This window comes from Mannheimia granulomatis, from assembly GCF_013377255.1.
Lineage (GTDB): Bacteria > Pseudomonadota > Gammaproteobacteria > Enterobacterales > Pasteurellaceae > Mannheimia > Mannheimia granulomatis.
Genome location: NZ_CP016614.1, coordinates 2,196,274 through 2,210,196, shown reverse-complemented (window position 1 = coordinate 2,210,196; position 13,923 = coordinate 2,196,274). Strand labels below are relative to the sequence as shown.

Sequence of the window (13,923 nt, the reverse complement as noted above, 5' to 3'; positions counted from 1 at the left end):
ACAAGCGGTTGTTTTTAAAGATTTTTTTGCATAACTGCTGACTAGTTATCTTTGATAAGCGCTTATTTTAATGATTGCTTATTATTCAGCCGCACGTATCGAATTTTCCTCATGGTTGAGTGTCAGAGTTTACAAAAGATATTTATATTTTAGTGTGTGATAGTTTAAAAGGAGCGTTATGAAATTATCTCTTTTCACCAAGTTGATTACAGCGACATTAGCGGTAAACTTAGTGATACCAAATGTTTTTGCCGAAGTCGCAAAAAATCCGGAAAAAACAACCGCTAGTCAACAAGCTCAACAGCCTCTAGGCTTTCAACTACTTAAAGAAAGCATAAATAAAAGCCCGAATGATAAAGCCATCTACCAAGGGATTAAGCTTGATAATGGCATGACAGTTCTGCTTATTTCTGATGAAAATGCGAATAAATCGTTAATGTCTGCCATTATTCCTATTGGCTCAATGGACGATCCTATTTCACAACAAGGGCTGGCACACTACCTTGAACATATGATATTAATGGGATCTAAAAATTACCCTGAAACCAACAGTTTAGATGCCTTTTTAACCAAAAATGGCGGCATGAATAATGCCTCCACTGCTTCCCATCGAACTGCTTACTATCTGCAGGTCAATAATGATGCTTTTTCTGAAGCTGTAGCTCGTATGGCAGATACACTTGCCTTTCCACTCTTATTAGAAAGCAATGCCAAAAAAGAAGTGAATGCTGTAAATGCTGAAATGATACGGGCAAAATCGCATGATGGTCATTTGTTGCATAGTGTAAATTTAGCTACCTCCAATCCGGCTCATCCTGCGACTAAATTTGCGGTCGGTAATAATGTAACCTTGTCAGATAAGCCGGATAGCAAATTACAAACTGAGCTGGAGCAATTCTATAAACAGCATTATTCGGCCAATTTGTTTAAAGTCGTACTCTATTCTAATCAGTCGATTGAGCAGCTGGCAAAACTTGCTGCATCAACCTTGGGCAAAATGGAAAATAAAAATCTGACTGTTCCACAAACCTCAGAGCCTCTATATCGTGAGGAAGATAAGTCCGTATTTATTCAATATAAGCCGGTAAAATCGACCAAAATGTTGGTAATTGGCTTCGATTTTCCAAATGATGAGCAGCAATTCAAACATAAAAGCGGCGAATATCTTGCCTATGTCTTAAATAATAATACAGAGGGGACTTTGTCTGATTATTTAATTAAACAAGGCTTATCTGATGGGGAAATTGAGGCGGTTAACACGGCAAATATTGGGCGCGATCGTGGTGCTTTTCAGATTTATATTGAGCTAACCGATAAGGGATTAGCGGAAAAAGATCGGGTTATTTCATTGGTCTTCCAACAAATTGAACAAATTAAACAGCAGGGGATCCAAGAAAGTTATTTCAACGAAGTGAAAGAAAGCCTTAAGCAAAAATTCCAACATTTGCAGTCTGAGAAAAATATGGACTTTGTTGAATTTATTTCCGATCAGATGCTTTATTATCCGTTAGAACATGTTATTGATGAAAGCTATCTTACTGAGACTATAGATAAGCAAGCTATTAATGAAAAATTAGCAGGCATGAATATTGAAAATGCAAGAATTTTATTAGTCAGTGATGATGCCGTTACCGATAAGAAAAGTCAGTATTTTGAGGCAGGCTACTCAATTGCCCAAATTAGCGAAGCACAAAAACAGAGATGGTTGGATTTTAACCAAAATCCAACACTTAAACTGCCTGCTCTTAACCCATATTTCACTACAGATTTTTCGTTAAATAAGGTTGAAAAAGGCTTAACGAAGCCGAAGTTGATTCGAGAACAACAAGGTGATTTAGTTTATGCGATGCCAAGTGTCTATTTTGGCAGCGATCCTAAAGCACAGATTAGTATGGTATTTAATGTTAATCCTCGCGCAGATGATTTAAAAACATTGGCTTCAGCTTCTATCTTAAATTATATGAATCAGTTGGCTCAAACTGAGCTTAATTTCCAATCGTCTGTTGCCGGAATGAATTTAAAGGTACAGCCGGGTACTAATGGCTTAGTGGTTTCTGCTGATGGCTATACGCAAAACTTACCTAAGTTAATTGTAGATAGCGTTACGCAATTTAGTAAATTTGAGTTAAGCGAAGAGATGTTGATGCAAGCTAAGCAGCATTTACACCAAGCCTTAGATCGTAGTGAGAAAGAGAACAGCCTGAATCAAGCAAATGCCGCGTTAAAACGTTTTGCCGGCTACCCTTATTTTGAGATGGATAAACAGCGTAAAGCAATTGATCAAATTACCCTTGATGATATTCAGAAGCTACGTCATCGTTTATTAAATGAGGCGAGTGGCTTTAAGCTATTATCGGTAGGTAATTTTTCCAACGATCAAGTTTTATCGCTTTCAAACCAAGTACAAGCGGTGATAAAAAGTAAAAAATCTGCAAATGCTACAGGGCAATATGTGGATATTCATCAGAGTCAGCGTAAGCTTAATTTCATTAAAAAAGTACCGAATGAAGATAATGCTTTATTAATGGCATTTTTACCAAATGGCTATGCAGAATTAGAGGGATTAGTGCGAGCCAGATTATTGAGAAGTATTATTTCCCGTTGGTATTTTGACGATCTGCGTACGGATAAACAATTAGGCTATGTGGTTTATGCAACGGATTTAATGATTGGCAAAACTGCGGGTATTCAGTTTATGGTACAAAGCCCAAATACTACACCGGCAGGTGTTTTAACACATAATGAACGCTTCTTTAAACAAAGTAAGGAAAAGTTAGAGCAGTTATCTGATGAAGAGTTTGCTAAATATCGTGAGAGTCTGGTGGAGCAATTACAGTATAAACCGGAATCTCTGGCGGAAGAGTTTGCAGAATTTGGGTTGGATTTTAGTCAAAATAATAAGAAATTTGACCGCTTGCAGAAAGTAATTGCCCTTACTAAAAACTTAACTAAAGCGGATATTCTGGATTTCTATCAAAAAGCACTCATTAATCAGCAAGGTTTTGTTTTTGTCAGCCAAGCAGTAGGCACTAAAACTAAGGCAGAAGATGTTGCTAAGTTTAAAGGTTTTGAGCAGGTTGAAAGTATTGAAAAACTACAACGTGAGTTTGAAATCAAAGATTACTAAATTGATATTAAAAATAAAACCGACCTAATGGTCGGTTTTTTTATCTAATGTCAAAGACAATTATTCATTAATATCGCTTAAATCAAGCAATTCCGGTGATAAGATAATGCCGGTTAAATCTGCATAAATATAATCTTCCGGGAAGAAAGTAACACCACCGAAATTGACCGGTGTATCGACCTCGCCTACATCTGTATTATCTGCTCCTACCGGAATAGGAGCAAGAGCGTGAATACCGATATCTAATTTTTCCAAAATATCCAGTTGGCGAACCGCACCATAAACGATAATGCCTTCCCAGCCGTTATCAACGGCAAGCTGAGCCAATTCCGCATCAATTAATGCACGACGAACGGCACCACCGCCATCAACTAATAACACTCGCCCTTCACCGTCTTCTTCCAACACTTCTGCTATTAAGCCGTTACTTTCAAAACACTTGACTGTTGTGATCTTACCGAAGAAAGATGACGCACCGCCAAAGCTGGAGAAAATCGGTTCAACAACATCAACTTGGTCAGAATAAAGATCGCAAAGCTCAGAGGTATCAATACGCATAATATGCTCCTGTTTTCAACTCGTTTTATAAGAGTATAAACCTTCGCTTAGAATTTGCAAAATTTTATCTAAAAACGACCGCTTGTTTTAATCTTTAGTATCAAGAGAACCACTTTTAATATGCAATTCCATTTGATTGTAGCGAATGGATACACCAGCGTTATCAAAGGCTAATTTGACTTGCTCCATAATATCCCAATAAGCTGCCCAGTAATTAGGAGTTTGCACCCAAGGGCGAACGACAAGCTGAATACTGTTTGCCGCTAATTCTCCAACAGCAATTACGGGTTCCGGCTCTTTTAAGACATAGCCACTATTATTTAATACGCCTCGAATAATCTCTTTTGCCATTCTTAAGTCTGATTCATAAGAGATATTAAAGGTGAAATCAATACGACGGGTTGGATTATTTGAGTAATTCACAATGCTGTCTGAGAACACTTTGCCGTTTGGTAATAATACGGTTTTGTTATCACCGGTACGTAGCTCTAAAACGAGCAGCCCCATTTGTTCCACTACACCTGTCATACCACCGGTTTCAATTAAATCGCCTTTGCGGAAAGGTTTGAAAATTAAAAGCATCACACCTGCCGCAAAGTTTTGTAGTGAGTTTTGCAGAGATAAACCAATCGCCAAACCCGCAGCACCGATTAATGCAACCAATGAGCTGGTATTAATACCCAATTGCGACAGGGAAGCAATCACGACAATTAAGAGTAGTAAGAAGTAACTAATTGAGGTAATAAAACTTTGTAGTATTTCATCTTTGGTTGATTTCAATGCTGCTTTACCCAATAAGGTGCTAATTACTCGGGCAAAAAACTTACCAATCACGAAAATAGCAATCGCAAGCAGAATTTTTGTACCATAAGGGATAATCCACTCATTGAGCATAGTGTTGAAATCCATATTGCTGACTTTATTAATCGCTTTTTCCGTTTCTGCAACAACATTGATATTTGGTGTAGTTTCAGTAGCTTTTTCTGCTGACATTTTATTTTCCTTAAAAAGTTGATATTTTCTCAACGTAATAGCTGAGGCTGGAAAGAAATAATTCCATTGTATTAAATATGAATTAATACAATGGAATTATAATTAGTACGGCACTAAAATAAATCTTTTATTACAAAACTTTGCAAGAATGGTAATTACCACTCATATTTTGCACCGAGCCAAAATTGTCTACCGGCTCGGTATGTTTGGTAATAATTTTCATCATCTGTCGTGATCTTATTTGCGAGTAACTTACGATTAAGCACATTAAGTACACTTACATTAACTGAAAATGCTTTATGTTGCCCTAGTTCTTTTTTCCAATTAAAGAACCAGTCAAGCGTAGTGTGGCTTGGTTTTGCTGTTTCGTATACACGAGCAACCAATCCCTCATAGTTGTTACATACCGATTTTTCAGAAGTACATCTAAAACCTTTAAAGGTATAATCTTTACTAGATGATTCATAATTAATACGCTGTGCCCAGTTTAAATTGAGTGATGGAAAATAACTTTCTAACTGTAAATAGCCTTTCCAAGGAGTATTGAAGTTTCTTGCAGGAAGATATTCAATTGATTGTAATTTATCTTTATGAAGCATTTTAGTTATGCCGTAATCTTTCCAATCTCGCTGGGTGTAATCATTTGTTTGATTAGTTTTACTCTTATTAAAAGCAACACCGAATTGCCATTTAAGAGCCATAAAAGACAAATCGATAGGTTCGATACTTTCTATTTCTAAACTAAAGGTATTATGTTTACTTCGTCCTGAATTAGATAGCCAACGTTGTTGCGGTTTTACATCAGAATCAATTTGGGTCATAAACTGATCTTTGCTGTTGCGTTGTACCCATTTGAATGTCCATAAGCTATTTGAAATTTTTTGACTGATTCCGGCATTAATCTCATCGCTATAAGGTGTTTTAAGTTTACTTCCTTTATAGGCAATATGTAAGATAGATCTGTCTAGCTCCCAAGGACTGTTGTAAGACTCTCTTTTATAATGGTCTTCAAAATTGAAGGCAGAACGTAATTTATAATCAACTAAATCACCTGCGTAATAGCGGTTAAACCCAGCGATAAGATGAGTTTGGCCTTTACCTAACAGGTTATAATCAATATAACTTCTTGGAGCAATGTTCCATTTACGGGTAAATTGCGTGTAGTCAAAACGTATGCCCGGTACAAAAGTGAAGTTATTCCAAACTATTTTATCTTGTAAATATGATGCTATGCGGTTATGTTTAACTTTCCCATCTATCGGTAAGTAATGAACCCTATATTTGAAATATTGTTCTTTGGGAATACAATATGTACAATTTTCAATATTAAATACTTCACCTTTATAATAGTCGGCAGCTCCGGCATACTGCTTTGCAAGTTTAGGTTGCTTTAATCTCGATGTATTTTGTTGCCATTCCCAACCGGCACTCATTTCATGAATAGTGCTGCCGATTTCAAATTTATTGAAATCCAGATTTTGTTTTAGCTGCAAACTTTGTTGCTGAGTATAACGTTTACCGATACCACCTTTTGTCGCTTCTCCTGTATTTGGATCAGAAATCCAATCAATACTTTTGGTTTTAGTATAACGATAAAGCGTATCCGAATCGTATTTCGTTTGATTTCGGTTATTTCGATAAGCTAACTCACTAGTTAGCAAGCCAAGAACGTTGTAATTCTCCCATTTAATATTAGTTAAAAAACCACCGCCACTTAATCTAAAACGACCATCTACCGCGTTTTCCAGATATTCATCTGCTTGATGAGTAGAATAAATTCCATTAATAGTTAAACGGTTATTCTCATTTAATTCATTTTTATAACTTGCAAGTAAAGTTTCGTTACGACGATAGCGATTAGTCCATTTGTTCAAATACTGTTGATGCTGAGGAACAGAACTTTGCTGGCGACTATAAGCGAAAAGTAATCCGGAGTGATCTGTAAGTGGTTGATTTAACTGAATACTGTATTCGTGCTTGGTAAATTTAGGTTGTAATAAAGGTGAATTGGCACGATAAAATTCATTTTTATACTGCCCTTCCAAGTGGAATTTAGTCCAAGCATCTCGGGTTGTTCGGTAAGATACAGAACCGGATGCACGTTTGAAATCAGGTTCTTTTAATTTTGCATTCACTACACCGCCAGTAAAGTTTCCATATTGGCTAGGCACATTACGGTCATAAACCTCTAATGTATCAACTAGATCGGTACTCAACCAAAATGCTTGAGGATGTCCTGCAGGCATATATTGAGAATCGATTGTTTTAGTCATATCAGATTCTAATAATGAATCTTCACCCAAGCCGATAGGATTAACATTATCATTAATTCCTATACCATTGAGCATAAAATTATTGTTGTAATAACGCTCACCGTGAAAAGAAATATTTTGCGGAGCAATTTCACCTAATGTATTGCCGTTTTTGTTATTGGATACTCGAACTGAAGGTAACGAAACTAAGGCATCACTCACATTTGAGTTGGCCTGTAATTTGGTTGTTAAATTTTTTTGATCAAATTCATATTTACCGGAAAGTATTGATTTCGTGTTTCCTTTTACGTGAACTGTGTCGAGTTCGACAGTTGCATAGAGTTGTGTGTTGACCAAGCAGGCAGCCATAGATAGAAATATTTTCGTTAATTTCATTATAAATACCTTATTTTGATTATGGATTAGTGGTGGGTATTTTAGAGTGGAAGCAGAATAATTCAATAATTTTTTTTATGGTTATTTGAATGGGTTATAGGTAAGAAATTTAATTTTTATGAAATATTGCAAATTATTAGGGAAATTTAACCGCTTGTAGTCTTCTAATTGGCAGGGGTATGATAGAATTTGTATGATTTTTTTATGAAGAAAGCAAAAATGACAACAGAAAAAGTAATTAGTGCCGGCGTTCAATTTTTTACCATCAGTGAAGATGAGGCCGGGCAGCGTTTAGATAATTTTTTATTAGCCAAACTTAAAGGTGTGCCGAAAAGTTTGATTTATCGTATTGTGCGTAAAGGCGAAGTACGGGTAAACAAAGGACGAATCAAGCCGGAATATAAGTTACAGGCAGAGGATGTTGTGCGTGTTCCGCCTGTGCGTGTGGCGGAAAAAAACGAGCCGCAAATTTCTACAAAACTTAATAAAGTAGCGGAGTTGGAAGCGCAAATTTTATATGAGGACGAAGTGCTGCTTGTGATCAACAAGCCATCAGGCATTGCGGTGCATGGCGGTAGTGGCTTAAGCTTTGGTGTGATTGAGGCGTTAAGAGCGTTGCGTCCACAAGCCCGTTTTTTAGAGCTGGTTCACCGTATCGACCGCGACACTTCCGGTATTTTATTGGTGGCAAAAAAACGCTCGGCACTTCGTAGCCTACACGAACAACTACGTGAAAAGGTCGTACAAAAAGATTATTTGGCATTAGTGCGAGGGCAATGGCAGGCACATACTAAAGTGATTAAAGCTCCACTATTAAAAAATGAGTTAGCGAGCGGCGAACGCATTGTGCGAGTGAGCGAGGAAGGTAAACCCTCTGAAACCCGTTTTAGTATTGAAGAACGCTATGCAAATGCCACTTTAGTCAAAGCGTCTCCGGTAACAGGGCGAACTCACCAAATTCGTGTGCATACCCAATATGCCGGCCACCCTATCGCGTTGGACGATAAATATGGTGACAGCGAATTTGACAGTAAAATGAAAGCAGCCGGCTTACACCGCTTATTTTTACATGCCTATTCCATCCGCTTTGAACACCCGAAAAGTGGGGAAGAAATGGTAATTACCGCACCTTTAGATAAGACCCTAAAAGGTGTGCTGGCAACATTAAGGGCGGAAAAATAGGATAAAGGCAATAAGATGAAAATCCATTTCAAAAATCTGCAAAAAAATGACCGCTTGTTAGATTTGACCCAGCCACAAATTATGGGGATTTTAAATTTTACTCCTGATTCTTTTTCCGATTCGGGGCAGTTTTTTTCGCTGGATAAAGCCCTCTTTCAAGCGGAAAAAATGCTAAAAGAGGGAGCTAGCATTATTGATATTGGTGGGGAATCTACACGCCCGAATGCGGAAATTGTTACCCTTGATCAAGAGTTAGAGCGGGTTGTGCCTGTGGTAGAAGCGGTGCGTTCCCGTTTTGATTGCTTAATTTCGGTGGATAGCTCTAAGGCGGAAGTGTTTAAGCAAGCCGCACTTGTGGGGATGGATATCATTAATGATATTCGGTCATTAACCGAACCGAATGCATTGGAAACTGCTGTTGAATTAGGGTTGCCGGTCTGTTTAATGCACATGCAAGGCAATCCGCAAACTATGCAGCAAAAACCTGAGTATGATGATGTATTAGAAGAGGTAGCGGATTTTTTAAATCAGCGAATTTTTGCCTGTATCAACGCAGGTATTCCCAAACAGCATATTATCTTAGACCCCGGTTTTGGCTTTGGCAAAACGGTTCGCCACAACTACCAGTTATTACAACATCTTAAAGCCTTCGTAGATTCCGGGTTCCCTGTACTAGCCGGGCTTTCACGAAAATCAATGATTGGCTCTGTGTTGGATAAGCCTGTTGAGCAGCGAGTGATTGGTTCGGTAGCAGGAGCATTATTGGCTGCTCAAAACGGAGCGAAAATCTTACGGGTTCATGATGTTGCTGAAACCGCTGATGCTCTTAAAATTTGGCAGGCAATGTTAGAATCAGATAATTAAAGAGAGGAAATAAATGACAACTTTAGTTTATGGCATTAAAAATTGTGATACGGTGAAAAAAGCCTTGAAATGGCTGGAAGATAATAACCAACAACCTCAACTGCATGATTACCGTGTAGATGGCTTGAATGCTGATTGGTTGGTGGAAATGGAGGCTACGTTCGGCTGGGAAAACTTGGTCAATAAACGCAGCACAACTTGGCGAAATTTAGATGCTGAGCTAAAAAATAATTTAAACCGTGAAACAGCATTAAAGGTGTTAACCGAACAGCCTACGTTGATTAAACGCCCGATTGTGATTCAAAATGAAATTGCCTTGCTTGGGTTTAATGAGAAAGAATACCAAGCGGCTTTTGTTCGTTAAATTTCCTTATTTGCAAAAAATTAACCAAAAATAACCGCTTGTAATCTTATGAAAAACGAAATTATCTCCCTTGCACAAAATTTGATCCGCCGTGATTCTATCAGCCCTCAAGACAAAGGTTGCCAACAGGAAATTGCCGAACGGTTGGAAAAAGTGGGGTTTACCCTCGAGTGGTTGCCTTTTGGCGACACCTTGAATTTATGGGCAACTCATGGAATAGAAAATGGTGAGTCTGAGCCTTGCGTTGCTTTTGCAGGGCATACCGATGTCGTGCCTGTGGGAACGGAGAGCCAATGGACTTATCCTCCGTTTTCTGCTCACATTGTAGATAATGTTTTATACGGACGTGGTGCTGCAGATATGAAAGGCTCGCTGGCAGCCTTGGTGGTAGCGGCAGAGCATTTTGTGAAAAATAACCTAAATCACAAAGGCAAAGTGGCGTTGTTGATTACTTCCGATGAAGAGGCCGCAGCCAAAGACGGTACGGTAAAAGTGGTGGAAACTTTAATGGCTCGTAATGAACCTATTCATTACTGTGTGGTGGGGGAGCCTTCTTGCGGTAAAGTATTGGGCGATGTACTTAAAAACGGTCGCCGAGGTTCGATTACAGCTGATTTATATATCGAAGGGATTCAAGGTCACGTGGCTTATCCACATCTTGCGGAAAATCCGGTGCATACGGCTTTAAGCTTTTTAACAGAGCTCACAACCTACCAATGGGATAACGGCAATGAATTTTTCCCACCGACCAGTCTTCAAGTGGCGAATATCAAAGCCGGCACAGGCAGCAATAATGTGATTCCGGGCGAGCTTTATGTGCAATTTAATTTACGTTATTGCACTGAAGTGACAGATGAGAGCATTAAAGCCAAGGTTACGGAAATGTTAGAAAAACATGGTTTAAAATATCGTATTAGCTGGAATTTATCGGGCAAACCTTTCCTTGCCGGAGATGGAAAATTGGTTGAGGCTGCCGTACAAGCGGTCGAAAATGTGACAAAAATTACGCCTCGACTAGATACCGGTGGCGGTACTTCAGATGGACGTTTTATCGCCTTAATGGGGGCAGAAGTAGTAGAGTTTGGACCTTTGAATGCGACAATTCATAAAGTAGATGAGTGTGTAAGCGTAGAAGATCTGGCTAAATGTGGAGAGATTTATTACCAAATATTGGAAAATTTATTAAACGGTGAATAGGTTATATTTCTGTAGCTATTTTGTTAAACGGGGATTAAAATATCACCAGTTTTCTATTTTAATATTTAAAGGTAAATCTTATGCAACTCTATTCTTATATTTGCTTGCTGTTCGGGCTTGCAATGTTTGTTTCGTTTGTTACAAGGAAACTTAATGAAAACATTCAAATAACCATTGCAATTACTGCCTCCGCCCTTATCGGTTCTCTACTTATTCTCACTTTTGGTTCTCTAGGCTGGTTCAAAGTTGAACAACTCGCCACCTCAATTTATCAACAACTTGATTTTAAAAGCTTTTTATTAAACGGAATGCTTGGCTTCTTACTTTTTGCCGGTTCACTTGGCATTAAATTGCCTTTAATGAAAGAGCAACGTAGGGAAATTGCCGTTTATGCATTATTTTCCACTCTAGCCTCAACCTTTATGATTGGTGGTTTGGTGTATGGTTTAGCAATGCTGTGTGGTTTGGAGATTGGCTTTGTTTATTGTTTATTATTCGGTGCATTAATTTCACCAACCGACCCGATTGCGGTGCTTGCGATCATCAAAAGTTTGAAAGCCCCGAAACGCCTTTCTATGCACGTGGAGGGAGAGTCTTTATTCAATGATGGTATCGGCTTAGTAATTTTTACAACTGTGTTTGCCGTCGCTTTTGGCGGACAAGAGCCAACTGTAGGGGGAATTACCCGGTTGTTCTTACAAGAAGCAGTTGGCGGTATTGTGTTTGGTTTGATTACAGGCTATGTTGCCCATAAATTTATTTCTGCCACCGATGATGGAAGCTTAGAAATCTTGATTACTTTGACTATTCCAACAGTTGGCTTTGTAATGGCAAACTATTTGCACGTATCAGGTGCTTTAACCATGGTAGTAGCAGGAATTATGATTGGTAACTGGACTCGTCGTACCGGCTTTTCAGAACAAAGTCAGAAATATCTTGACCATTTTTGGGAAATGATAGATCACTCGTTAAACTACCTCTTATTCTTGTTAATTGGACTAAGTACGTTATTGGTTGATTTTACTTGGATTGGCGGGGTGCTTATGTTGGCTGCGATTCCAATCTGTTTATTCTCTCGTTATGTGAGTTTGTGGATTCCATTCCAAGTATTGAAGCGGTTCCGTACTTATAATCCTTACACTCTAAAAATTATGACATGGGGTGGATTGCGTGGTGGTTTAGGCCTAGCAATGGCTCTGGCTCTACCTACGGAGGCAGTCATGATTCCAAGCTTAGAAGGTAACATTGATGTTCGTGATTTAATCTTATTAATGACCTATTCAGTCGTCACATTTTCGATTCTGGTACAAGGTTCTACGGTTGAGCCAATGATTAAAAAATCGAAATTAGCTGACCCAAGAAGAGTTGCATTCAATAAGCTGGGTGGACCGGACGATTTTATCCCACATATTTGATATAACTAAATACACTATCATTTCACTAAAGATTATTGGTGATTAACTTCTCTTTATATTTAAATACCTCTTCATTAATTTGAGAGGTATTTTTTTATGTTATTAACAGGACTTTTATGCGGTTTCTTGCTTGGTTTTGTGATGCAACGAGGCAGATTTTGTATTACAGGAGCATTTCGTGATCTTTATGTGACCAAAAGTAACCGTATGTTTGTGGCATTATTAATTGCCATTACTGTTCAGTCTATCGGGATTTGGGTATTGTATGAAGCCGGTTCATTTACTTCACCGGCAGAAGATTTACCCCTATTGGCAGTAATTATTGGTGCTTTTTTATTCGGCATAGGAATTATTTATGCCGGAGGTTGTGCAACAGGTACTTGGTATCGTGCCGGTGAAGGGTTAATTGGAAGTTGGGTAGCATTAATTATCTATGGATTATTTTCTGCCTCTATGCGAACCGGGGTATTAGCACCGTTAAATCAAGGTTTAAAAAGTAATGTCATTGAGCAGCGTACCATTCATGAAACATTAGGAATTTCTCCTTGGATTTTAGTTTTTATTTTAACAGTGGTTACTTTAGTGCTGGCAATCCGCCATTTAAAAAAGCCGAAAGGAAAAACTATTGCGTTAAAACCTCGTAAAACAGGATTGGCTCATATTCTGTTTGAAAAACGTTGGCATCCGTTTGTAACAGCTATTTTAGTCGGCTTAATTGCATTACTGGCTTGGCCGCTTAGTAATTTAGCAGGTAGAAATTTCGGTTTAGGGATCACTACTCCAAGTGCAAATGTTATTCAATATTTCGTCTTTGGTGATGATAAATTTATTAACTGGGGTGTATTTTTAGTTTTTGGCATTCTGATTGGTTCATTTGTTGCCGCAAAATTATCAAATGAATTCCGTTTCAGAGTACCAGATGCAACCACAATGTTACGTAGTGCGGGAGGTGGTGCATTAATGGGAATTGGTGCGAGTCTTGCCGGAGGCTGTTCTATTGGTAATGGTTTAGTAGAAACTGCTTTTTTCTCATGGCAAGGTTGGCTCTCATTGCCGATGATGATTTTAGGAACATCTGTTGGTGCTTATTTCACTATTATTCGTCCACAACGTTTAAAAGGCTAATTTTTTAGAGGAGTATATTATGAATGTTCGCTTACCTGCATCAGGTCTGGTTTGTCCTTTTCCATTAGTTGAAGCAAAAGCAGCAATGGCTAAGTTAAATAAAGGCGATAGTTTAACCATTGAATTTGACTGTACTCAAGCAACAGAAGCGATTCCAAACTGGGCAGAGGAAGAAGGCTATGATGTAACGGATTATCAGCAAATTGGCAATGCATTATGGGAAATTACAGTTGTGAAGTAATAATTCTAAGTAAAATATATTATTAATAACATTAACGCCACAAGCCTAGCTGGCGTTAATGCTTTTCAGCCTTACTGATTCAAATACCTGCCTTTAATTGTTATTGACAATCAAAATAATAAATATTAATCACTTTTTCCAAATAAAAATTCCTCATATAATTAGCAGCACAATAGTTATCCTCTATTGAAGTTACAATAATTCTCTTT

At 38.2% G+C, this 13,923-nt stretch carries 11 protein-coding genes; 8 read left to right on the top strand and 3 right to left on the bottom strand.

Going from position 1 to position 13,923, the window contains the following annotated elements; all coding sequences use genetic code 11:
• The first annotated feature begins 178 nt into the window (after positions 1–178).
• Positions 179–3,127 carry a pitrilysin gene (gene ptrA / locus A6B41_RS10385; protein ID WP_027073548.1) on the top strand — a complete coding sequence of 983 codons (2,949 nt, stop codon included), beginning with the start codon at positions 179–181 and terminating at the stop codon, positions 3,125–3,127.
• 60 nt (positions 3,128–3,187) lie between these two features.
• Here the strand turns inward: ptrA and rraA are convergent, their stop codons facing one another.
• The 3 genes from rraA to A6B41_RS10370 form a co-directional block, all read right to left on the bottom strand.
• A complete protein-coding gene (gene rraA / locus A6B41_RS10380; RefSeq protein ID WP_027073549.1) occupies positions 3,188–3,685 on the bottom strand; it encodes a ribonuclease E activity regulator RraA in 498 nt (165 codons plus the stop codon).
• An 87-nt stretch (positions 3,686–3,772) separates the two neighbouring features.
• Complete coding sequence (locus tag A6B41_RS10375) at positions 3,773–4,678, bottom strand: mechanosensitive ion channel family protein (protein WP_027073550.1); 906 nt, start codon at positions 4,676–4,678, stop codon at positions 3,773–3,775.
• A 155-nt stretch (positions 4,679–4,833) separates the two neighbouring features.
• Positions 4,834–7,152, bottom strand: a complete 2,319-nt coding sequence (locus tag A6B41_RS10370) for a TonB-dependent receptor (RefSeq protein WP_027073551.1) — start codon at positions 7,150–7,152, stop codon at positions 4,834–4,836.
• Between the two features lie 393 nt (positions 7,153–7,545).
• Between A6B41_RS10370 and rluC the strand changes: the two genes are divergently transcribed.
• From rluC to A6B41_RS10335, 7 genes are all read left to right on the top strand, one after another.
• Entirely contained in the window at positions 7,546–8,508 is a 963-nt protein-coding gene (gene rluC, locus A6B41_RS10365) for a 23S rRNA pseudouridine(955/2504/2580) synthase RluC (RefSeq protein ID WP_027073552.1), read from the top strand.
• Positions 8,509–8,523: 15 nt separating this feature from the next.
• Positions 8,524–9,372 (top strand): dihydropteroate synthase, encoded by an 849-nt coding sequence (folP, locus tag A6B41_RS10360; RefSeq protein WP_027073553.1) that lies wholly within the window; start codon positions 8,524–8,526, stop codon positions 9,370–9,372.
• A gap of 13 nt (positions 9,373–9,385) precedes the next feature.
• A complete protein-coding gene (locus A6B41_RS10355; protein WP_027073554.1) occupies positions 9,386–9,736 on the top strand; it encodes an ArsC family reductase in 351 nt (116 codons plus the stop codon).
• 48 nt (positions 9,737–9,784) lie between these two features.
• Positions 9,785–10,933 (top strand): succinyl-diaminopimelate desuccinylase, encoded by a 1,149-nt coding sequence (gene dapE, locus A6B41_RS10350; RefSeq protein WP_027073555.1) that lies wholly within the window; start codon positions 9,785–9,787, stop codon positions 10,931–10,933.
• A gap of 80 nt (positions 10,934–11,013) precedes the next feature.
• Complete coding sequence (locus A6B41_RS10345) at positions 11,014–12,348, top strand: cation:proton antiporter (RefSeq protein WP_027073556.1); 1,335 nt, start codon at positions 11,014–11,016, stop codon at positions 12,346–12,348.
• Between the two features lie 96 nt (positions 12,349–12,444).
• Positions 12,445–13,473 carry a YeeE/YedE family protein gene (locus A6B41_RS10340; protein ID WP_027073557.1) on the top strand — a complete coding sequence of 343 codons (1,029 nt, stop codon included), beginning with the start codon at positions 12,445–12,447 and terminating at the stop codon, positions 13,471–13,473.
• Between the two features lie 19 nt (positions 13,474–13,492).
• Complete coding sequence (locus tag A6B41_RS10335; RefSeq protein ID WP_027073558.1) at positions 13,493–13,714, top strand: sulfurtransferase TusA family protein; 222 nt, start codon at positions 13,493–13,495, stop codon at positions 13,712–13,714.
• Positions 13,715–13,923 lie beyond the last annotated feature (209 nt).

Bases quoted from the DNA above. Each gene is read 5' to 3' on its own strand.
- ptrA (WP_027073548.1), top strand. From the start codon at position 179: ATGAAATTATCTCTTTTCACCAAGTTGATTACAGCGACATTAGCGGTA.
- rraA (WP_027073549.1), bottom strand. From the start codon at position 3,685: ATGCGTATTGATACCTCTGAGCTTTGCGATCTTTATTCTGACCAAGTT.
- A6B41_RS10375 (WP_027073550.1), bottom strand. From the start codon at position 4,678: ATGTCAGCAGAAAAAGCTACTGAAACTACACCAAATATCAATGTTGTT.
- rluC (WP_027073552.1), top strand. From the start codon at position 7,546: ATGACAACAGAAAAAGTAATTAGTGCCGGCGTTCAATTTTTTACCATC.
- folP (WP_027073553.1), top strand. From the start codon at position 8,524: ATGAAAATCCATTTCAAAAATCTGCAAAAAAATGACCGCTTGTTAGAT.
- A6B41_RS10355 (WP_027073554.1), top strand. From the start codon at position 9,386: ATGACAACTTTAGTTTATGGCATTAAAAATTGTGATACGGTGAAAAAA.
- dapE (WP_027073555.1), top strand. From the start codon at position 9,785: ATGAAAAACGAAATTATCTCCCTTGCACAAAATTTGATCCGCCGTGAT.
- A6B41_RS10345 (WP_027073556.1), top strand. From the start codon at position 11,014: ATGCAACTCTATTCTTATATTTGCTTGCTGTTCGGGCTTGCAATGTTT.
- A6B41_RS10340 (WP_027073557.1), top strand. From the start codon at position 12,445: ATGTTATTAACAGGACTTTTATGCGGTTTCTTGCTTGGTTTTGTGATG.
- A6B41_RS10335 (WP_027073558.1), top strand. From the start codon at position 13,493: ATGAATGTTCGCTTACCTGCATCAGGTCTGGTTTGTCCTTTTCCATTA.